This window comes from Pseudomonas sp. Ors-4-3C, from assembly GCF_055755035.1.
In genome coordinates this window covers 1,716,971-1,738,007 of record NZ_CM146900.1, presented here as the reverse complement: position 1 = coordinate 1,738,007, position 21,037 = coordinate 1,716,971, and the positions used below count along the sequence as shown (strand labels likewise).

Below are 21,037 nucleotides of genomic sequence, written 5' to 3'. Positions count from 1 at the left end.
CAAGTGAACGCATTCCAAAATGTGGGAGCGGGCTTGCTCGCGAAGGGGCCATCCCTCACACCGAAGATTTCACAACAGACGGGCTGCTTCGCATCGAACACAACCCGTAATAAATCACCCCACCCAGCGCCGAGCCGGTAAACCAGCCATAGCTGTAGAACCAGCTGAACGCATCGCTGCCCAACGACAGCAAGGTCAGCACCACCGGCACGCCAAACGCGGTAAAACCGGCCCAGTTCCACGCCGGATACACGTCGTCGCGATACAGCCCGGCCAGGTCCAGTTGCTGTTTCTTGATCAGGAAATAGTCCACCACCATGATCCCGGCAATCGGCCCGAGCAGGCTCGAATAACCCAGCAGCCAGTTGGAATACACGGTTTCCAGGCTGACATCGGACACGATCAGGCCCAACTTTTTCAGCAACTCGTGAGCCATCAGCGCCAACCCGACGAAGCCTGTAAGCAACACCGCTTTGGTGCGATTGATCACCTTGGGCGCGATGTTCTGGAAATCATTGGTCGGCGAAACGATGTTCGCGGCGGTGTTGGTCGACAGCGTGGCGATGATGATCAGCGCCATGGCTAACGCGACCCACATCGGGCTATGGATATGGCCGATCAGACTGACCGGATCCGACACGGTGACGCCGACCAGTTTCACCGAAGCGGCGGTCATCACCACACCGAGTGAGGCGAAAAGGAACATGGTCAGCGGCAGGCCGAAAATCTGCCCGAGGATCTGATCCTTCTGGCTTTTGGCGTAGCGGCTGAAGTCGGGAATGTTCAGCGACAGCGTGGCCCAGAAACCAACCATCGCGGTCAGCCCGGCAGCGAAGTAACTGACCACACTGGCGCCTTCCGGGCGTTTCGGTGGAATCGCCAGCAACTCGGTCATCGACACATTGGGCATGGCCCACACCAGCAGACCGATGCCGACTGCCACCAACAACGGCGCCGACAGGGTTTCCAGCCACTTGATCGACTCGGCACCGCGGATCACCACCCACAGGTTCAGCGACCAGAAAATCATGAAACCGATCACCTCGCCGGTTCCGCCGAGGGATTTCCAGCCGTCGAAGATCGAGCCGAGAAACAGGTGAATCGCCAATCCGCCAAACATCGTTTGAATCCCGAACCAGCCGCACGCCACCAGCGCGCGAATCAGACACGGCACGTTGGAGCCAAGCACGCCGAACGACGAGCGCAGCAGCACCGGGAAGGGAATGCCGTACTTGGTGCCGGGAAAGGCATTGAGCGTCAACGGAATCAGCACGATGACGTTGGCCAGCAGAATCGCCATCAGCGCTTCACCAACGGTGAGGCCGAAATAGGCGGTGAGCACCCCGCCGAGGGTGTAAGTCGGCACGCACACCGACATGCCGATCCACAGCGCGGTGATGTGCCATTTGTTCCAGGTTCGTTCGCGCACCTTGGTCGGTGCCATGTCGTGGTTGTAACGGGGACTGTCGAGGACGTCGCTGCCGGCTTCGAGTTCGAACAAGCCGTCGCGCTCGGTCACTTGCGATCTGTTCTGTTGCATGGCCGCTCCACTGTTCTTCTGATTATTTTTTTTGCTCATCAGACGGCTGCACACCAAGGTGCGAACCGGACGATGGCCGGAGGAACTGACAACTTTCTTGCACCGGCCAGGGTGTCAGCGGCGGCATCAATAAACGTGCCGGATGCCCCGCTTACGCATCGGGCCGTGGTTCAAACGCATTGCAACTTTCTGATATGTCACGGTTTTAATTATTCACCGGAAGCGTCCTCGAAAACTTGTCTGCACGCTCAGGCTAAACGTTTGCCAAGTTGTTCGAACGGTCAGGACTCAATCTGGTGCACTGCACTTTTTTTCATCACCGGCGCTCAGCCGCAGCTCAACTTCAAGCGGCTGATTTCACATAGGAAATCTTGCTCATATTTCCATCCTGTCAAGTGCGTCAAAATGGTGAACAGCCTCACCATTTTGGTGATTTTCAGTTTTTATCGTTATTTTTCAATAAGTTAAAAGAGTCATAAGCTTATAAAAAATAATCTTGATCAATTGCAGAACTGCGACTAGCTTCTATTCCTGACAGCGCTGACAGGAATACTCCGATCAGCGTTGTACATCAATAAAACATTTAGAACCGGCACAAGTCGGTCATGCCTGCGAGGAACTCGGAATGTCTCTGTTGATCCGTGGCGCCACCGTTGTTACCCATGATGAAAGTTATCGCGCCGACGTCTATTGCGCCGACGGCGTGATCAAAGCCATTGGTCAAAACCTGGATATTCCCGCCGGCGCCGAAGTGCTCGACGGCAGCGGCCAATACCTGATGCCCGGCGGCATCGATCCACACACCCACATGCAACTGCCCTTCATGGGCACCGTAGCCAGCGAAGACTTTTACAGCGGCACTGCGGCGGGTCTGGCCGGGGGCACCACGTCGATCATCGACTTCGTGATTCCCAATCCGCAGCAGTCACTGATGGAAGCGTTTCATCAGTGGCGCGGCTGGGCCGAGAAGTCTGCGTCCGACTATGGCTTCCACGTCGCGATCACCTGGTGGAGCGAACAGGTGCGTGAGGAAATGGCCGAGCTGGTCAGCCATCACGGGATCAACAGCTTCAAGCATTTCATGGCCTACAAGAACGCGATCATGGCCGCCGACGACACGCTGGTGGCGAGTTTCGAGCGCTGTCTGGAACTCGGCGCGGTGCCGACCGTGCATGCGGAAAACGGCGAGCTGGTCTATCACCTGCAACGCAAGTTGATGGCCCAGGGCATCACCGGGCCGGAGGCGCATCCATTGTCGCGGCCATCGCAGGTGGAAGGCGAAGCGGCGAGCCGGGCGATTCGCATCGCTGAAACCATCGGCACGCCGTTGTATCTGGTGCACGTCTCGACCAAGGAAGCGCTGGACGAAATCACCTATGCCCGCAGCAAGGGTCAACCGGTGTACGGCGAAGTGCTGGCTGGGCATTTGCTGCTCGACGACAGCGTCTACCAGCACCCGGACTGGCAGACCGCAGCCGGTTACGTGATGAGCCCGCCGTTCCGCCCGCGCGGGCATCAGGAAGCGCTGTGGCATGGCCTGCAAAGCGGCAATCTGCACACCACCGCCACTGACCACTGCTGCTTCTGCGCCGAGCAAAAAGCCGCCGGTCGCGACGACTTCAGCAAGATCCCCAACGGCACCGCCGGCATCGAAGACCGCATGGCGGTGCTGTGGGATGAAGGGGTCAACAGCGGACGTTTGTCGATGCAGGACTTCGTCGCCCTCACCTCCACCAACACCGCGAAAATCTTCAACCTCTACCCGCGCAAAGGCGCGATCCGCGTCGGCGCCGATGCCGACCTGGTGCTGTGGGATCCGCAAGGCAGCCGCACCATCTCCGCCAAGACCCACCATCAGCAGGTGGACTTCAATATCTTCGAAGGCAAGACCGTACGCGGCGTGCCGAGCCATACCGTCAGCCAGGGCAGAGTGGTCTGGGCCGACGGCGACCTGCGCGCCGAGCGCGGGGCCGGACGGTACATCGAACGGCCGGCGTATCCGGCGGTGTTTGATTTGCTGAGCAAGCGGGCTGAATTACACAAGCCCACAGCGGTTAAACGCTGATCCGATCCCCTGTGGCGAGGGAGCTTGCTCCCGCTGGGTGGCGAAGCCGCCCCAAAACCAGGCAATGCGCTCATCCTGATACCCAGGAGTGAATGGTTTTTGGGCCTGCTGCGCAGTCCAGCGGGAGCAAGCTCCCTCGCCACAGGGTACGACGAAAACCACTGCCCATCAGAGGCAGAGAACCTCAATAACCGTGAGGCAAAAAACCGTGATCGAGACCCTGAACCATCTCCCGCATCCGCACGAAAGCGCGGCCGCCCTCGCCGGCCATTTCACTGATCTGGCGCCACCGCTCAACGCCCGGCAGGCGCATCTGGAAGCCTCGCGCTGCCTGTATTGCTACGACGCCCCGTGCGTCAACGCGTGCCCCAGCGAAATCGACATTCCATCGTTCATCCGCAATATCCATCAGGACAACGTGCCCGGTGCGGCGCAGAAAATTCTTTCGGCGAACATCCTCGGCGGCAGTTGCGCGCGGGTCTGCCCCACGGAAATCCTCTGCCAGCAAGCCTGCGTGCGTAACAACGCCCAGGAATGCGCGCCGGTGCTGATCGGCCTGCTGCAGCGCTACGCCGTGGACAACGCGCACTTCACCGAGCACCCGTTTCAGCGCGGCGCCGCTACCGGCAAACGCATCGCCGTGGTCGGCGCCGGGCCGGCGGGGTTGTCCTGCGCCCACCGCAGCGCGATGCACGGGCATGACGTGGTGATTTTCGAAGCCCGGGAGAAGGCTGGCGGCCTCAATGAATACGGGATCGCCAAGTACAAACTGGTCGACGACTATGCGCAGAAGGAACTGGATTTCCTCCTGCAGATCGGCGGCATCGAAATCCGTCACGGGCAGAAACTCGGCGAGAATCTGACCCTCAGCGAGCTGCATCAGCAGTTCGACGCGGTGTTCCTCGGCCTCGGCCTCAATGCCAGCAAACAGCTCGGCCTGCCCCACGAGGACGCGCCCGGCCTGCTCGCCGCCACCGACTACATCCGTGAACTGCGCCAGGCCGATGACCTGACGCAACTGCCACTGGCCGAGCGCTGCATCGTCCTCGGCGCCGGCAACACCGCGATCGACATGGCCGTGCAAATGGCCCGCCTCGGTGCCCGCGATGTGAATCTGGTGTATCGCCGCGGTGCGGCGGACATGGGCGCCACCGGTCACGAACAAGACATCGCCAAAGCCAATCAGGTGCGCCTGCTGACCTGGGCGCAACCGGAGGAAGTCCTGCTCGACGATCAGGGCCATGTGCGCGGTATGCGTTTCGCTCGTACCGAACTGGTCGACGGTCGCCTGCAAGGCACTGGCGAAACCTTCGAACTGGCCGCCGATGCGATTTTCAAAGCCATCGGCCAGGCCTTCGACAGCAGCGCCCTCGCCGACCCGCTGGCCCGCGAACTCAAGCGTCAAGGCGAACGGATTCAGGTCGATGACCACCTGCGCACGAGCATTCCCGGCGTGTATGCCGGCGGTGACTGCACCAGCCTCGATCAGGACCTCACCGTGCAAGCCGTACAGCATGGCAAACTCGCCGCCGAGGCGATCAACGCGCAACTGATGCTCAACGTGGAGGCTGCGTAAATGGCCGATCTCTCGATAGTCTTCGCCGGTATCAAAGCCCCCAACCCGTTCTGGCTGGCCTCCGCGCCGCCGACCGACAAGGCCTACAACGTGGTGCGCGCCTTCGAGGCCGGTTGGGGTGGCGTGGTCTGGAAAACCCTTGGCGAGGACCCGGCAGCGGTCAACGTCTCGTCGCGCTACTCGGCACATTACGGCAACAACCGCGAAGTGCTGGGGATCAACAACATCGAACTGATCACCGACCGCTCGCTGGAAATCAACCTGCGCGAGATCACCCAAGTCAAGAAGGACTGGCCGGATCGTGCGCTGATCGTCTCGCTGATGGTGCCGTGCGTCGAGGAATCGTGGAAACACATCCTGCCGCTGGTGGAAGCCACCGGCGCCGATGGCATAGAGCTGAATTTCGGTTGCCCGCACGGCATGCCCGAGCGCGGCATGGGCGCGGCGGTCGGTCAGGTGCCGGAATACGTCGAGCAGGTCACCCGCTGGTGCAAGACCTATTGCTCGCTGCCGGTGATCGTCAAGCTGACGCCGAACATCACCGACATCCGCGTCGCTGCCCGCGCTGCGCATCGCGGGGGCGCCGATGCGGTGTCGCTGATCAACACCATCAACTCGATCACCAGCGTCGATCTGGAACACATGGTCGCCCTGCCCACCGTCGGCAGCAAAAGCACCCACGGCGGTTATTGCGGTTCGGCGGTCAAGCCGATTGCACTGAACATGGTCGCCGAGATCGCTCGTGATCCGCAGACCCAAGGCCTGCCGATCTGCGGTATTGGCGGCATCGGCAGTTGGCGTGATGCGGCGGAATTCATGGCGCTGGGCAGCGGCGCGGTGCAGGTGTGCACGGCAGCGATGCTGCATGGCTTCCGGATTGTCGAGGAGATGAAGGACGGGCTATCGCGCTGGATGGACAGTCAGGGCTACGCCAGCATCAGTGAGTTTTCCGGCCGCGCGGTGGGCAATACCACGGACTGGAAGTACCTCGACATCAACTATCAGGTGATCGCGAAGATCGACCAGGACGCGTGCATCGGTTGCGGGCGCTGCCACATTGCTTGCGAAGACACTTCACACCAGGCGATCAGCAGCCTCAAGCTGGCTGACGGCACGCATAAATATGAAGTGATCGATGATGAGTGCGTCGGCTGCAATCTGTGCCAGATCACCTGCCCGGTGGCGGACTGCATCGAGATGGTGCCGATGGAAACCGGGAAGCCGTTTCTGGACTGGAATCATGATCCGCGCAATCCGTACCATGTCTCTCCTTAAGGTCGGCGGCGTCTGAATTGACGCCTTCGCGAGCAAGCCCGCTCCCACATTTGGAATGCATTTGAAATGTGGGAGCGAGCCTGCTCGCGAAGGGTTCATCAGCTTCAACCCATCAATCAGGGCTCCAACCCGATCCCGCGCAAAATCACACTGGTCACCGTCTGCACCGCACGCTCGAACTGCATGTCCGACAGCGGTTGATGCTCGTTCAAAATATTCACCTGGTGATCGAAGTCGGCATAGTGCTGGGTCGAGGCCCAGATCATGTACAGCAGGCCCGACGGCTCCACCGGCAGAATCCGCTTGTCCTCGACCCACTGGCGGATCTTCGCTTCCTTCATTTTCGCCCACTCGTACAGGCTCAGATCCAGCGCCTCACCCAGGGTAGGGGCGCCATGGATGATCTCGTTGGCCCAGACTTTCGAACCATAGGGCCGGCTGCGCGAGTGGTTCATCTTGGCGCGGATGTAACTGCTGAGCACCACCCGCGGGTCATCGAACATCTCGAAGCACAGCGCGTCCTGTTTCCACACCTCCAGCAGGTCGAACAGCACCGCGCTGTACAGTTCGCTTTTGGTCGAGAAGTAGTAATGCAGGTTGGAACGCGGCAGTTGCACTTCGGCGGCGATGTCGGCCATGGCGGTGCCGCCGAAGCCTTTTTCGGCGAAGACTTTTTCCGCCGCGAGCAGGATTTTCTCGACGTTACTGCGACGAATCTCGATCTTGTGATTGCCCATGAGGGCTCCCTGACAACGACGTTGTTGAAGACTAGCATCCGCTCTGGTCTGGGGGCGACCGCTGTAAATAAAACTTCGTGCGCAAGTCTGCGGATGGCTAAACTGAGGCTTCTTTGTCCTGCCTCAGAGGTATCCGCGATGCTGTTCAAGAATGTCCTGACCACCACTGCCCTGCTCGCTTCGCTGTTCGCCGCATCTTCGGTTTTCGCCCACGCCCACCTGAAAAGTGCAACGCCGGCCGCCGACAGCACCGTCGCCGCACCGGCCGATCTGCGCCTGACTTTCTCCGAAGGTGTCGAAGCCAGTTTCACCAAGGTCAGCCTGACCAAGGATGGCGCCCCGGTCGCGATCAAAGCGCTGACCACCGAGAACGACAAGAAAACCCTGATCGTCACTCCCGCCGCACCACTCGACGCCGGTGAATACAAAGTCGAATGGCGCGCGGTGTCGGTCGATACACACAAGAGCGAAGGCGCCTATCAGTTCAAGGTCGGCCAGTAATTCATGAGTGAAGCGCTGGTGCTGTGTCGCTTTGTGCATTTCAGCGCGGTATTGATGGTGTTCGGCGCCTGGCTGTTCCGGCCGCTGCTGCTCAAGGCGCCCGTGCCGACACTGGATCGGCATCTGACACAACTGGCGCGCTGGCTGACGGCGATTGCGCTGCTCAGCGGTGTCACCTGGGCGCTGTTGATCACCGCAAGCATGGCCGGCTCGGCGGCGGCCGCGTTCGACCCGGACACCATTGAAGTGGTGCTCGGCAATACCTTTTTCGGGCAGGTCTGGCGCTGGCATCTGCTGATCAACGCGCTGTTGCTGGCGTTGTTATTTACGCCTTGGCGATCGAGCGTGCCGTTACGCCTGGGCTTGAGCGGATTGTTGCTGGCGACGCTGGCACCGGTCGGTCACGGTGCGATGCTCGATGGTCTGAGCGGGCAACTGCTGATCCTCAATCAGATTATTCACCTGACGTGCGTGGCCGCATGGCTCGGCGGGTTGTTGTTGCTGGTGCTGATCCTGCGTCAGCCTGGCGAAGCGATGAGCCGGATCCTGCAACGCTTCAGCGGTGTCGGTTACGCGATCGTTGGGGGGCTGCTGATCACCGGGCTGATCAACGTGCGCGTGCTGACCGGCCAATGGTGGCCGACGCCGTTGTTTGCGGGGTTTGCGTTGATTCTGCTGATCAAGGCGTTGCTGGTGGCAGGCATGCTCGCCCTGGCGCTGTTCAACCGCTTGCGGATTGATGATTGCGAACAGCGGATGGGCACGCTCAAGCGCAGTGTGGTGCTGGAGTGGTTGTTGGGGATCGGTGCGGTTGCCGCCGTGTCGCTACTCGGTACCCTGCCGCCGATGATTGCTGGATAAACCTGATCCTCTTGTGGGAGCGGGCTTGCTCGCGAAGGCGGCGTGCCAGATACGGAAATATCAACTGACACACCGCCTTCGCGAGCAAGCCCGCTCCCACATTTTGATCTGTGGAGGTCAATGCGGTTGTGTGTCGCCCGCTGCAGTATCGATGCTGACCACCACCGACATCCCCGGTCGCAGGCGCTCCTCTTCCTGCTGGCCCTCATCAATGGTGATCCGCACCGGCACTCGCTGGGCGATTTTCACGAAGTTGCCGGTGGCATTGTCTGCCTGCAACAGGGCGAATTCCGAACCTGTGGCCGGTGAGATGTGCTGCACATGGCCGGTGAATCTGCGGTGGTTCAGTGCATCGACGGTGAAGCGCACCGGCTGCCCGACCCGCACGTTGTCCATCTGGGTTTCCTTCATGTTGGCGATCACCCATTTCTGGTTCGGCACCAGCGCCATCAACTGCGCCCCGGAGTTGACGTAAGCGCCCAGGCGCACGCCGATCTGCCCGAGCTGGCCGTCACGCGGGGCGACGATGCGGGTGTTCGACAAATCGATCCGCGCCAGTTGCACCGCCGCTTCAGCGCTGGCAACTGCCGCTTCCAGCGAGCCGCGATTGACGATCACCGTTTGCAGGTCCTGACGGGCGATTTCCAGGTTGGCCTTGGCCTGCGCCACCGCCGCAATGCCCTGCGCGTTGGCCGCCAGGGCCACGTCCATTTCGCGCTTGGACACCGAACCGTCGCTCACCAGCTCCTTGTTACGGCGCAGATCCGCCTCGCTTTTGCGCAACTGCGCTTCGCTGTCGGCCACCACGGCCTGACGCAGCTTGATCGTCGCTTCGGCGCTGTTGCGTTGCTGCACCACGTTGGCCAGCGAGGCCTTCTGCACTGCCAGTTGCGCCAGTGCCTGGTCGAGGTGCTGCTGATAAATCCGGTCGTCCAGGCGCACCAGCAAATCGCCGGCCTTCACGTACTGGAAGTCCTGCACCGGCACTTCAAACACGTAACCGCTGAGTTGCGGGCCGATGATCGTCACCTGGCCGCGCACCAAAGCGTTTTCAGTGGTCTCGACCGCGCTGCTGAACGGCGGCAACTGCCAGGCGTACAGCACGATCAGCACGCCGACGATGGCAATCGCGGCAAAGCCCAGCGACGAGATGACCCGCACCCGCAACGAGCGTGGCTCGGTGTTCGGCGAGGACGGCGGCGCCACGCCTTCCGGGGTGGCGGCAATGGCATTGGTGGTTGTGGTGGTCGGTTCGGTCATGAATTGGAGGCACCGCTGGATGGTACGGAAGGCGCTGGGTCGACGGCTTTGGTGGTGCTCATCAGCCACAGCGCACGAATGGACAGCCAGATCATGGTCAGCACCGCAATCACGGCGATCAGCATGAACACATCGTTATAGGCCAGTACGTTGGCTTCGCGGGTCGCCGCGTTGGACAGACTGCGAATCCCGGCCAGATTGCGCAGGCTCGGATCGGCCAGCAAGGAGCCATAGGCCGAACCGCCGCTCTGCACGCGGGCAGCCACCAGCGGATCGGACAACGTCAGGTGCTCGACCAGATGACTGGAGTGGAATTTCTCGCGCACGATCTGGAACGTGCCCAACAACGCCGCGCCGAGCAAGCCGCCGAGATTGTTGCAGATCCCGAACAACACCGAAAAACTCACCAGATTGCGCGGGTTGGTCAGCACGTTGCGCGTGCCGAAAACCATGGTCGGGCCGAGGAAAAACGTGCTGCCGAAGGCCAGCAGGAACTGACTGAAATACAGGTTCGCCGGGCGGGTCAGGTTATTGGAAAAACTGTCCATCACCGAACCGGTCGCCATCAGCGCCAGCGAGATGATCAGCGGCATCAGCAGGTGCTTGGGATCGATGGTCAGCGCGCTGGTCGCCAGCCCGGCAACGCTGCCGATCAGCATCACCACGTACAGGCTGTGCAACTGCTCATAACCCATGTTGAGGTTCTGCATGAAGCCGACGGCGCCGGTGGATTGTTCCGAAGTGACCATGCGAATCAGGGTCACCGCCAGCGCCAGGCGGATCATCGTGCCGCTGCCGAGCCAACGGGTCATCAGCATCGGGTTGCTGCGATTGTGCTCGATCGCCAGGCCCGCGAGGATCAGGGCAATCGAGGCCGCCAGCGCATAACCGATCCAGTTGGCCTCCAGCCACCAATCGATCCGCCCCAGCGACAACACCGCGCAAAGCAGTGCCACGCCGCTGGCGAGAATCGCGAAGGTGAGAAAATCCAGCGGTTCGAAGGTCTTGAAGCGGTCACCGGGCGGCAACTTGAGCAACAGCACGCAGCCCAGCGACAGCAAAGCCATGCCCAATTCGAACAGGTACAAGCCGCGCCATTCGGCAATCTGCAGCAAGTCCTCGGAGAACAGGCGCGCCAGCGGCAAGGCCAGTTGTGAGGCGCCGAGCCCGAGCACCAACGCCTTCAGCCGCCACTTGGCCGGAAACGCCTGGACCATGTAATACAGACCCAGCGAACTCAGTGCCGCACCGACCATGCCGTGCGCCGCACGCACCGCGATGGCCGAGCTCAGGTCGTTGACGAACAGGTGGCCGAAGGTCACCAGCGCATACAGCACCAGAAACACTTCGGTGAATGCACGCAGGCCGAACTGCTGACGAAACTTCACCAGCAGCAGGTTCATCGACACGTTGGTCATCACGTAGGCGGCCGGCAGCCAGGCCATCTCCGCCGTAGTCGCACCCAGCGCGCCTTGCAGGTAAGGCAGGTTGGCGACCACCAGCGAGTTGCCCAGACCACCGGTCACCGCCACCAGCAACCCGACCAGCGCATAGGCCAGGCGCTTGGGGTTGGAGTGCAACGGCGTCGAGGGGGAACCGGGCAGACTGGGCTTCTCGTGTGGCTGCCAGTTGCGCGGGGCGTATCGATCCATTGAAAGGCCTTGTTTGGGGATGTCTGAGTTTGCCGCAATCAACGACAAAACACACATCCCCTGTAGGAGTGAGCCTGCTCGCGATAGCGCAGTGTCAGTCAGCATCAATGTTGAATACTAAACCGCTATCGCGAGCAGGCTCACTCCCACAGGGTCAAATGTCGGGCCGGGAGTTTTGTATCAGGCGCGCAGCATCATGTAAGCCGCGACCACCAGGCACACACTGGCAAAGCCCACCTGCAATGTCCGCGCCGGAACCCGGGCGCAGAGTTTGCGGCCGATGATCATGCCGACAATGCTGGCGATGATGAACGCCACGCCAAGGCTGTCGATGCGCACTCCGGCATGGAAGGAGCCGATCACGCCAATGGCGGAAATCAGGCTGATCACCATCAGCGACGTCGCAACGATGCCGCGCATCTGCACATCGGTCAGTTGCTTGAACGCCGGGACGATCAGGAAGCCACCACCGACGCCGAGCAGTCCCGACACCACGCCCGTGACCGCGCCCAATGCCGCCAGTGTCGTGGTGCATTTGGCGGTCCAGTCGAAACGCCCGGTCTCTTCATTCAGCATGCAGTTTTTCTGGCCCCAGCTCGCGTGGCCGTGATCGCTCGGCCCTTCGTGCTGACGCTCACGGCGCAGCATGCGCCAAGCGACCATGACCATCAGCAGGCTGAAGAGGATCATCAGAATCTTCTCAGGCAACTGGTGCGCGAAATAAATCCCCACCGGCGAAAACACCGCACCGAGCGCCGCAATCAGCAGCGCTGCGCGATAGCGCACCAGCCCATGACGCAAGCCATCAATCGCCCCGACCGCCGCCGCACTGCCGACCGCAAACAACGCGACCGGCGCCGCTTGCGTCATCGTCCAGCCAAGGCCCAGCACCAGCGCCGGCACCGCGAGAATCCCGCCGCCCGCCCCGGTGAGCCCGAGAATCAACCCCATCAACACGCCAAACAGACTTGCCAGCAACATAGGATTTACTCAGTCAACCTTGGACAGACCGGTCAGCCACTCGCGGCCCTTGAGCATGCCGTTCCAGTAGAACCACGGCAGCAGCGTCGCCTTGAGAAACCACGCCGAGCGGCGCGGTACGGTCGCATCGAGCGCGAAGGTCGGCAGCAACTTCCCGCCGTAGCCGAACTCGGCGAGGATCACCTTGCCCTTCTCCACCGTCAGCGGGCAGGAACCGTAGCCGTCGTACTTCAGCGGCATAAGCTTTTGCTTGCGCAGCGCCAAAAGGTTTTCCGCGACCACCACAACCTGCTTGCGCACGGCCGCAGCGGTTTTCGCGTTGCTGGTGCCGCAGATGTCACCAATGGCGAACACTTCCGGGTAACGCAGATGCTGCAGGCTGTGCGGGTTCACTTCGCACCAGCCGCCAGCGTCGGCCAACGGGCTCTGAGCGATGAAATCCGGCGAGACTTGCGGCGGGACTACGTGCAGCAGATCGAAGGTTTTCGCCTGTGTGGTGAGGTTGCCGTCGGCGTCCTTGATCTCGAACCACGCGGTTTTCGCCGGGCCGTCGACCTTGACCAGGTTGGCGTTGAAGGCCAGTTGCGCGTTGTACTTTTCGATGTACTTCATCAGCGGCGGGACGAAGGTCGCGACGCCAAACAGCGCCGCGCCGGCCAAGTTGAACTCGACGTTAACGTTGTTCAGTACGCCGGTTTTGCGCCAGTGATCGCACGACAGGTACAACGCCTTCTGCGGCGCGCCGGCGCATTTGATCGGCATCGCCGGCTGCGTGAAAAGCGCCTTGCCGCCGCGCAGTTTCTGCACCTGATCCCAGGTGTACTGCGAGTGCTGATAGCTGTAGTTGGACGTTACGCCGTGCTGACCGAGGCTTTCCTGCAGGCCTTCGATCTTCTCCCAGGCCAGCCGCAGGCCGGGGCAGACGATCAGGTTCTGGTAAGTGACGGTGCGCTGATCGTTGAGGGTCAACTGGCGCTGATCGGGATCGATACCGGTCACCGCCGCCTGAATCCAGGTGGCCTGACGCGGCATCACCTGGCCCATCGGTCGTGCGGTGTCCTTGACGTCATAGGCGCCACCGCCGACCAGCGTCCACGCCGGTTGGTAGTAATGCTGGGCGCTTGGCTCGATCACGGTGATTTTCAGAGTGGGATCACGCTTGAGCAGACTGGCGACGAAGCCGATGCCGGCGGTGCCGCCGCCGATGACCACGATATCTGCACTGATGGATGGGCCCCAGTGTTGATCGTTCATTGCTTGTTCCTTATTGCTGCACGCAAGGATTTCTTGGCCTTCACATAAAACCAATGTGGGAGCGGGCTTGCTCGCGAAAACGGTAGATCATTCAACATTAATGTCGACTGATACGACGCCTTCGCGAGCAAGCCCGCTCCCACAGGGGATGGAGGTGTTAGCTGACATTTATTGATGGCCCAGACTTTTCAGCACCGCCCCGCAATACAGCCCGGAGAGGGTTTTCATCACCTGAATCACTTCAGGACTGGCCAGACCGTAAAAGATGTACTTGCCTTCGCGACGGGTCGCCACCAGGCCTTCATCGCGCAGGATGCCCAGTTGCTGGGACAGCGTCGGCTGGCGCACGCCGGTCATTTTTTCCAGCTCGCCGACGTTGCGCTCGCCCTGAGTCAACTGGCACAGGATCAACAGGCGATCCTCATTGGCCAGCGCCTTGAGCAGCGCACAGGCCTTGGAGGCGGACGCCCGCAATTGGGCGACTTCACATTCGGTCAGACTGGATTGCATTTGCACGATGCCTTCAACGTCACTTAAGCTGCGAACATTATGTTTTTAGATAAAGTGTTGCAACCCATTTCCCTTGTTCAGGTTCGTGTCCATGCCCGCGCAGATTGAAGCTTTCCTCGACCCCGCCTCCTCGACCTACAGCTATGTGGTCTATGAAGCCGATGGCGGGCAGTGTGCAATCGTCGATCCGGTACTCGATTACGACGGCGCCGCCGGGCGCACCTGCACGGTACAGGCCGACAAAATCATCGCTTTCGTCCGTGAACACCGCTTGCAGGTGCAATGGCTGCTGGAAACCCACGCCCACGCCGATCACCTGTCCGCCGCGCCGTACCTGCGCCGCGAACTCGGCGGCAGGATCGCGATCGGCCAGTCGATCAGCAAAGTGCAGAACGTGTTCAAGGCGCTATTCAATCTGGAACCGGAATTCTGCGTCGACGGCTCGCAGTTCGATCACCTGTTCGCGCCGAACGAGTCGTTCATGATCGGCAACCTCAAGGCCACCGCCCTGCACGTCCCCGGCCACACCCCGGCGGACATGGCCTACCTGATCGATGGCGAGCAGATTCTGGTCGGCGACACGCTGTTCATGCCTGACGTCGGCACCGCCCGCTGCGACTTCCCCGGCGGCAACGCGCATCAACTGTTCAACTCGATCCACAAACTGCTGGCCTTCCCCGCCAGCGTCAAACTCTACGTCTGCCACGACTACCCGCCCGAAGGCCGCACCGCGCAATGCCAGACCACCGTCGGTGAGCAGCGCAGGAGCAATATTCATGTGCATGACGGAATCGATGAGGCGGCGTTTGTCGAGATGCGTACCAAGCGCGATGCGGGGCTAGGCATGCCGACACTGTTGCTGCCGGCGATTCAGGTGAATGTGCGGGCGGGGAATTTTCCGGCGGCCGAGGATAACGGTGTGGTTTATCTGAAGGTGCCGATCAACAAGCTTTAAAAGCAAAAGATCGCAGCCTGCGGCAGCTCCTACAGGAGTATCACTTATGCGTGCCCGGTGTAGGAGCTGCCGCAGGCTGCGATCTTTTGATCTTCAAGACCCCAACGTCAACCCATTCGCCGGCAACGGCAACGCAGTCTTGTAGCGCACCTGCTTGAGCGCAAAGCTTGAGCGGATGTTCGCCACCCCCGGCACCTTGGTCAGAAAGTCCATCATGAAGCGTTCCAGCGACTGAATGGTCGGCACCAGCACCCGGATCAGATAGTCCGGGTCGCCGGCCATCAGGTAACACTCCATGACCTCGGGGCGGTCGGAGATCGCCTCTTCGAAATGTTGCAACGCTTCCTCGACCTGTTTCTCCAGGCTGACGTGAATGAACACGTTCACGTGCAGGCCCAGCAGATCGGCATCCAGCAGCGTCACCTGCTCGCGAATCAGGCCTAATTCTTCCATCGCCTTGACCCGGTTGAAACACGGTGTCGGCGACAGATTCACCGAGCGCGCGAGGTCGGCGTTGGTGATGCGCGCGTTCTCCTGAAGGCTGTTGAGAATGCCGATGTCGGTACGGTCCAGTTTGCGCATGAGACAAAACCACCTGTTTTTTATGTTTATGCAGATTTTCTATCTGCAAATCGTCTCCAGCGCAACGAAACAGAGAGAAATATTCTTCTTGGCCGGGCCTATGATTGTTGTAGGACAAGATTTCTTTCACCCAAGAATGATTGCCAGCTCACTACAAGAAATTCACAAGATCGAGCGTAGAAGCCATGACCCAAGCGTATGAACCGCTGCGTCTGCACGTCCCTGAACCCTCGGGCCGCCCAGGCTGCAAAACCGACTTCTCCTACCTGCATCTGACCGATGCCGGCACGGTGCGCAAACCTTCCATTGATGTAGAACCCGCCGACACCGCCGACCTGGCGCGTGGGCTGATTCGTGTGCTCGACGATCAGGGCAACGCCCTCGGCCCCTGGGCTGAAAACGTGCCGGTCGAGATCCTGCGCAAGGGCATGCGCGCCATGCTCAAGACGCGGATTTACGACAACCGCATGGTGGTCGCCCAGCGGCAGAAAAAAATGTCGTTCTACATGCAGAGCCTCGGCGAGGAAGCCATCGGCAGCGCCCAGGCCCAGGCCTTGAACATCGACGACATGTGCTTCCCGACCTACCGTCAGCAAAGCATTCTGATGGCCCGCGAAGTGCCGCTGGTCGACCTGATCTGCCAACTGCTGTCCAACGAGCGTGATCCGCTCAAGGGCCGGCAGTTGCCGATCATGTACTCGGTCAAGGACGCCGGTTTCTTCACCATCTCCGGCAACCTCGCGACCCAATTCATTCAGGCCGTCGGCTGGGGCATGGCTTCGGCGATCAAAGGCGATACCAAAATCGCCTCGGCGTGGATCGGTGACGGCGCCACCGCCGAATCGGACTTCCACACCGCCCTCACCTTCGCTCACGTTTACCGCGCGCCAGTGATCCTCAACGTGGTCAACAACCAGTGGGCGATCTCGACCTTCCAGGCCATCGCCGGCGGTGAAGCCACCACTTTCGCCGGACGCGGCGTCGGTTGCGGCATCGCCTCGCTGCGGGTCGACGGCAACGACTTTTACGCGGTCTACGCCGCTTCCGCCTGGGCTGCCGAGCGCGCCCGACGCAACCTCGGTCCGACCATGATCGAATGGGTCACCTACCGCGCCGGCCCGCACTCGACCTCCGACGATCCGTCGAAATACCGTCCTGCCGATGACTGGAGCCACTTCCCGCTGGGCGACCCGATTGCCCGCCTGAAGCAGCACCTGATCAAGGTCGGCCACTGGTCGGAAGAAGAGCACGCCGCCGTCAGCGCCGAACTCGAAGCCGAAGTGATTGCCGCGCAGAAACAGGCCGAACAGTACGGCACCCTCGCCGGCGGGCAGATTCCAAGCGCCGCGACCATGTTCGAAGACGTCTACAAAGAGATGCCGGAGCACTTGAAGCGCCAGCGTCAGCAGTTGGGGATCTGACATGAACGATCACAACAACAATATTCAGTTGGAAACCGCCATGACCACGACCACCATGACCATGATCCAGGCCCTGCGCTCGGCCATGGATGTGATGCTTGAGCGTGACGACAATGTGGTGGTGTTCGGTCAGGACGTCGGCTACTTCGGCGGCGTGTTCCGTTGCACCGAAGGCCTGCAGACCAAGTACGGCACCTCGCGGGTGTTCGACGCGCCGATCTCCGAAAGCGGCATCGTCGGCGTGGCCGTGGGCATGGGCGCTTACGGCCTGCGTCCGGTGGCCGAGATTCAGTTCGCCGACTACGTCTACCCGGCTTCCGACCAGATCATTTCCGAAGCGGCGCGTCTGCGTTATCGCTCGGCCGGCGAGTTCACCGCGCCGATGACCCTGCGCATGCCCTGTGGCGGAGGGATCTACGGTGGCCAGACCCACAGCCAGAGCATTGAGGCGATGTTCACTCAGGTCTGCGGTCTGCGCACCGTCATGCCATCCAACCCTTACGATGCCAAAGGCCTGCTGATCGCCTCCATCGAAAACGATGACCCGGTGATCTTCCTCGAGCCGAAACGCCTGTACAACGGCCCGTTCGACGGCCACCACGACCGTCCGGTAACCCCGTGGTCGAAACACCCGCAAGCCCAGGTGCCGGACGGTTACTACACCGTGCCGCTGGACGTTGCCGCAATCACCCGTCCGGGCAAGGACGTGACCGTGCTGACCTACGGCACCACCGTATACGTCTCGCAAGTTGCCGCTGAAGAAAGTGGCGTTGACGCCGAAGTCATCGACCTGCGTAGCCTGTGGCCGCTGGACTTGGAAACCATCGTCAAGTCGGTGAAGAAAACCGGTCGCTGCGTGGTGGTACACGAAGCCACCCGCACCTGCGGTTTCGGCGCCGAACTGGTGTCGCTGGTGCAAGAGCATTGCTTCCATCACCTGGAAGCGCCAATCGAACGCGTCACCGGTTGGGACACCCCCTACCCGCACGCGCAAGAGTGGGCGTATTTCCCAGGGCCGTCCCGAGTGGGCGCGGCGTTGAAACGGGTCATGGAGGTCTGAATGGGCACGCACGTTATCAAGATGCCGGACATCGGCGAAGGCATCGCAGAAGTAGAACTGTCGCAGTGGCACGTCAAGGTCGGCGACCTGGTGGTTGAAGATCAGGTGCTGGCGGATGTGATGACCGACAAGGCGATGGTCGATATTCCATCGCCGGTACACGGCAAGGTGATTGCGCTCGGCGGTCAGCCGGGTGAAGTGATGGCGGTCGGCAGTGTGCTGATCAGCATCGAAGTAGAAGGTGCCGGCAACTTGAAAGAGTCCGCCGCGCCAGCACCTGTTGCCGCGAAAGAGCCCCCTGTTGCAGCGAAAGTTGAAGCGGTAGTCGAGAGCAAACCTGCTGCCGCTGCTGCACCGCGCCCGGCTCCGGTTTGCCAGGGCCCGATGGTTGCCCGTGAAGCCGATGAACGTCCGCTGGCCTCGCCGGCCGTGCGCAAACATGCGCTGGATCTGGGCATTCAATTGCGTCTGGTACGCGGCACCGGCCCGGCCGGTCGCGTGCTGCACGAAGACCTCGACGCTTATCTGGCCCAGGGTCAAACGAACGCTTCGGCGCCGGCAACTGCCGCGTACGCCCAGCGTCACGATGAGGAGCAGATTCCGGTAATCGGCATGCGCCGCAAGATCGCCCAGCGCATGCAGGACGCCACGCAGCGTGCCGCGCATTTCAGCTACGTCGAGGAAATCGACGTCACCGCGATTGAAGAACTGCGCGCGCACCTCAATGAAAAACACGGCGCCAGCCGTGGCAAGTTGACCCTGCTGCCGTTCCTCGTCCGCGCACTGGTCGTGGCTCTGCGCGACTTCCCGCAGATGAACGCGCGTTATGACGACGAAGCCCAGCTCATCACCCGCCTCGGCGCAGTGCATGTCGGCGTCGCCACGCAAAGCGACGTTGGCCTGATGGTACCGGTCGTGCGTCACGCCGAGGCGCGCAGCCTGTGGGACAGCGCCACAGAAATCTCGCGTCTGGCTAACGCCGCACGCAATGGCAAGGCCAGCCGCGACGAACTGTCCGGCTCGACCATCACCCTGACCAGCCTCGGTGCGCTGGGCGGCATCGTCAGCACCCCAGTGCTGAACCTGCCGGAAGTGGCCATCGTCGGCGTGAACAAAATCGTCGAACGCCCGATGGTCGTCAAAGGCCAGGTGGTGATCCGCAAGATGATGAACCTCTCCAGCTCCTTCGATCACCGCGTGGTCGACGGCATGGACGCGGCGCTCTTCATCCAGGCCATCCGTGGTCTGCTCGAACAACCCGCGACCCTGTTTGTGGAGTGATGCCATGCAAACCTTGAACACCACGCTGCTGATCATCGGCGGCGGCCCCGGCGGTTACGTCACGGCAATACGCGCCGGACAACTGGGCATTTCGACGATTCTGGTCGAAGGCCAATCGCTGGGCGGCACTTGCCTGAACATCGGCTGCATTCCATCGAAAGCGTTGATTCACGTGGCCGAGCAGTTCCACCAGACCCGCCATCACAGCGAGCATTCGGCGCTGGGCATCAGCGTCTCGGCACCAACCCTCGACATCAGCAAGAGCGTCGAGTGGAAGGACGGCATCGTTGATCGCCTGACCACCGGCGTCGCCGCGTTGCTGAAAAAGAACAAGGTTCAGGTGATCCATGGCTGGGCCAAGGTCGTCGATGGCAAAACCGTCGAGGTCGGCGACACGCGCATCCAGTGCGAGCATCTGGTGCTGGCCACCGGTTCGACCAGCGTCAACCTGCCGATCCTGCCGATCGGCGGGCCGATCATCTCCTCCACCGAAGCACTGGCGCCGAAGTCCGTGCCGAAACGCCTGGTGGTGGTGGGCGGCGGTTATATCGGTCTGGAGCTGGGCATTGCTTACCGCAAGCTCGGCGCCGAGGTCAGCGTGGTCGAGGCGCAGGATCGTATCCTGCCGGCCTACGATGCCGAACTGACGCAACCGGTCCACGAAGCACTGAAGCAACTGGGCGTGAAGCTTTATCTCAAGCACAGCGTGCTGGGTTTCGACGGCACCTTGCAGGTGCGTGAGCCGAACGGCGACACCCTCAATCTGGAAACCGATCAGGTGCTGGTGGCGGTTGGTCGCAAGCCGAACAGTCAAGGCTGGAACCTCGAAGCGCTGAACCTGGACATGAATGGCTCGGCGATCAAGATCGACAGCCGCTGCCAGACCAGCATGCGCAACGTCTACGCCATCGGCGACCTGAGCGGCGAACCGATGCTCGCGCACCGCGCCATGGCTCAGGGCGAAATGGTCGCCGAGCTGATCAGCGGCAAGCACCGCGAATTCAACCCGACCGCCATCGCCGCCGTGTGCTTCACCGACCCGGAACTGGTGGTGGTCGGCCAGACCCCGGACGAGGCCAAGGCTGCGGGGCTGGACTGCATCGTTTCCAGCTTCCCGTTCGCTGCCAATGGCCGGGCGATGACCCTCGAATCGAAAAGCGGCTTCGTGCGCGTGGTCGCGCGTCGCGACAATCATGTGATTGTCGGCTGGCAGGCGGTCGGGGTTGGCGTATCGGAGTTGTCGACCGCGTTCGCGCAAAGCCTGGAAATGGGCGCGCGGCTGGAAGACATCGGCGGCACCATTCATGCGCATCCAACCTTGGGTGAAGCGGTGCAGGAAGCAGCGCTGCGTGCTTTGGGGCATGCGTTGCACCTGTAAACGCTGAACCCCTGTGGCGAGGGAGCTTGCTCCCGCTGGGCTGCGAAGCGGCCCCAAACCCAGTCACCCCTGTGCACCTGAAGCACCGCGGTGTCCGGTTTTACCAGTGCTGCGCACTGGAGCGGGAGCAAGCTCCCTCGCCACAAAA

At 61.3% G+C, this 21,037-nt stretch carries 18 protein-coding genes; 10 read left to right on the top strand and 8 right to left on the bottom strand.

Features of this window, described 5'->3' with window-relative positions; genetic code table 11:
* Positions 1–55: 55 nt before the first annotated feature.
* Entirely contained in the window at positions 56–1,540 is a 1,485-nt protein-coding gene (locus ACVHNU_RS07890) for an NCS1 family nucleobase:cation symporter-1 (RefSeq protein WP_473019380.1), read from the bottom strand.
* A 625-nt stretch (positions 1,541–2,165) separates the two neighbouring features.
* Here ACVHNU_RS07890 and hydA point away from each other — a divergent pair.
* The 3 genes from hydA to preA all read left to right on the top strand — a co-directional run bounded on the left by hydA (position 2,166) and on the right by preA (position 6,456).
* Positions 2,166–3,605, top strand: coding sequence for a dihydropyrimidinase (gene hydA, locus ACVHNU_RS07885; RefSeq protein ID WP_473019379.1), 1,440 nt, complete (start codon positions 2,166–2,168; stop codon positions 3,603–3,605).
* A 208-nt stretch (positions 3,606–3,813) separates the two neighbouring features.
* On the top strand, positions 3,814–5,181 hold the full coding sequence (locus tag ACVHNU_RS07880) for an NAD(P)-dependent oxidoreductase (RefSeq protein ID WP_473019378.1): 1,368 nt from the start codon (positions 3,814–3,816) through the stop codon (positions 5,179–5,181).
* Entirely contained in the window at positions 5,182–6,456 is a 1,275-nt protein-coding gene (gene preA, locus ACVHNU_RS07875) for an NAD-dependent dihydropyrimidine dehydrogenase subunit PreA (RefSeq protein WP_473019377.1), read from the top strand.
* A gap of 116 nt (positions 6,457–6,572) precedes the next feature.
* Here preA and ACVHNU_RS07870 read toward each other — a convergent pair whose 3' ends face one another.
* Complete coding sequence (locus ACVHNU_RS07870) at positions 6,573–7,193, bottom strand: TetR/AcrR family transcriptional regulator (RefSeq protein WP_103520730.1); 621 nt, start codon at positions 7,191–7,193, stop codon at positions 6,573–6,575.
* Positions 7,194–7,331: 138 nt separating this feature from the next.
* Here ACVHNU_RS07870 and copC point away from each other — a divergent pair, with 138 nt between their 5' ends.
* Positions 7,332–7,694 (top strand): copper homeostasis periplasmic binding protein CopC, encoded by a 363-nt coding sequence (copC, locus tag ACVHNU_RS07865; RefSeq protein ID WP_473019376.1) that lies wholly within the window; start codon positions 7,332–7,334, stop codon positions 7,692–7,694.
* A 3-nt stretch (positions 7,695–7,697) separates the two neighbouring features.
* Positions 7,698–8,555: a copper homeostasis membrane protein CopD gene (gene copD / locus ACVHNU_RS07860; RefSeq protein ID WP_473019375.1), complete on the top strand. Its 858-nt coding sequence runs from the start codon at positions 7,698–7,700 to the stop codon at positions 8,553–8,555.
* Between the two features lie 117 nt (positions 8,556–8,672).
* Here the strand turns inward: copD and ACVHNU_RS07855 are convergent, their stop codons facing one another.
* The 5 genes from ACVHNU_RS07855 to ACVHNU_RS07835 all read right to left on the bottom strand — a co-directional run bounded on the left by ACVHNU_RS07855 (position 8,673) and on the right by ACVHNU_RS07835 (position 14,212).
* Complete coding sequence (locus ACVHNU_RS07855) at positions 8,673–9,815, bottom strand: HlyD family secretion protein (RefSeq protein ID WP_103484665.1); 1,143 nt, start codon at positions 9,813–9,815, stop codon at positions 8,673–8,675.
* The gene (locus tag ACVHNU_RS07850) at positions 9,812–11,467 is read right to left on the bottom strand and encodes an MFS transporter (RefSeq protein ID WP_473019374.1); all 1,656 of its coding nucleotides are present in this window, start codon (positions 11,465–11,467) and stop codon (positions 9,812–9,814) included. The genes ACVHNU_RS07855 and ACVHNU_RS07850 overlap by 4 nt, the downstream gene beginning before the upstream one ends.
* 180 nt (positions 11,468–11,647) lie before the next feature.
* On the bottom strand, positions 11,648–12,448 hold the full coding sequence (locus ACVHNU_RS07845; protein ID WP_473019373.1) for a sulfite exporter TauE/SafE family protein: 801 nt from the start codon (positions 12,446–12,448) through the stop codon (positions 11,648–11,650).
* A 9-nt stretch (positions 12,449–12,457) separates the two neighbouring features.
* Positions 12,458–13,702 carry an NAD(P)/FAD-dependent oxidoreductase gene (locus ACVHNU_RS07840; RefSeq protein ID WP_473019372.1) on the bottom strand — a complete coding sequence of 415 codons (1,245 nt, stop codon included), beginning with the start codon at positions 13,700–13,702 and terminating at the stop codon, positions 12,458–12,460.
* A 168-nt stretch (positions 13,703–13,870) separates the two neighbouring features.
* Positions 13,871–14,212 (bottom strand): ArsR/SmtB family transcription factor, encoded by a 342-nt coding sequence (locus ACVHNU_RS07835; RefSeq protein ID WP_007965280.1) that lies wholly within the window; start codon positions 14,210–14,212, stop codon positions 13,871–13,873.
* A 91-nt stretch (positions 14,213–14,303) separates the two neighbouring features.
* Between ACVHNU_RS07835 and ACVHNU_RS07830 the strand changes: the two genes are divergently transcribed.
* Positions 14,304–15,167: an MBL fold metallo-hydrolase gene (locus ACVHNU_RS07830; protein WP_045122395.1), complete on the top strand. Its 864-nt coding sequence runs from the start codon at positions 14,304–14,306 to the stop codon at positions 15,165–15,167.
* Positions 15,168–15,260: 93 nt separating this feature from the next.
* Here ACVHNU_RS07830 and bkdR read toward each other — a convergent pair whose 3' ends face one another.
* On the bottom strand, positions 15,261–15,749 hold the full coding sequence (bkdR, locus tag ACVHNU_RS07825; RefSeq protein ID WP_016985245.1) for a Bkd operon transcriptional regulator BkdR: 489 nt from the start codon (positions 15,747–15,749) through the stop codon (positions 15,261–15,263).
* 185 nt (positions 15,750–15,934) lie between these two features.
* On the opposite strand from bkdR, the gene ACVHNU_RS07820 reads away from it, so the two are divergent.
* Genes ACVHNU_RS07820 through lpdA form a run of 4 tightly spaced genes read left to right on the top strand, consistent with a single transcriptional unit; the run spans position 15,935 to position 20,889 of the window.
* Entirely contained in the window at positions 15,935–17,170 is a 1,236-nt protein-coding gene (locus ACVHNU_RS07820; RefSeq protein ID WP_473019371.1) for a thiamine pyrophosphate-dependent enzyme, read from the top strand.
* Between the two features lies 1 nt (position 17,171).
* On the top strand, positions 17,172–18,230 hold the full coding sequence (locus ACVHNU_RS07815) for an alpha-ketoacid dehydrogenase subunit beta (protein ID WP_003224000.1): 1,059 nt from the start codon (positions 17,172–17,174) through the stop codon (positions 18,228–18,230).
* A complete protein-coding gene (locus tag ACVHNU_RS07810; RefSeq protein ID WP_226501667.1) occupies positions 18,231–19,511 on the top strand; it encodes a dihydrolipoamide acetyltransferase family protein in 1,281 nt (426 codons plus the stop codon).
* Between the two features lie 4 nt (positions 19,512–19,515).
* A complete protein-coding gene (lpdA, locus tag ACVHNU_RS07805; protein WP_473019370.1) occupies positions 19,516–20,889 on the top strand; it encodes a dihydrolipoyl dehydrogenase in 1,374 nt (457 codons plus the stop codon).
* The last annotated feature ends 148 nt before the right edge of the window (positions 20,890–21,037 follow it).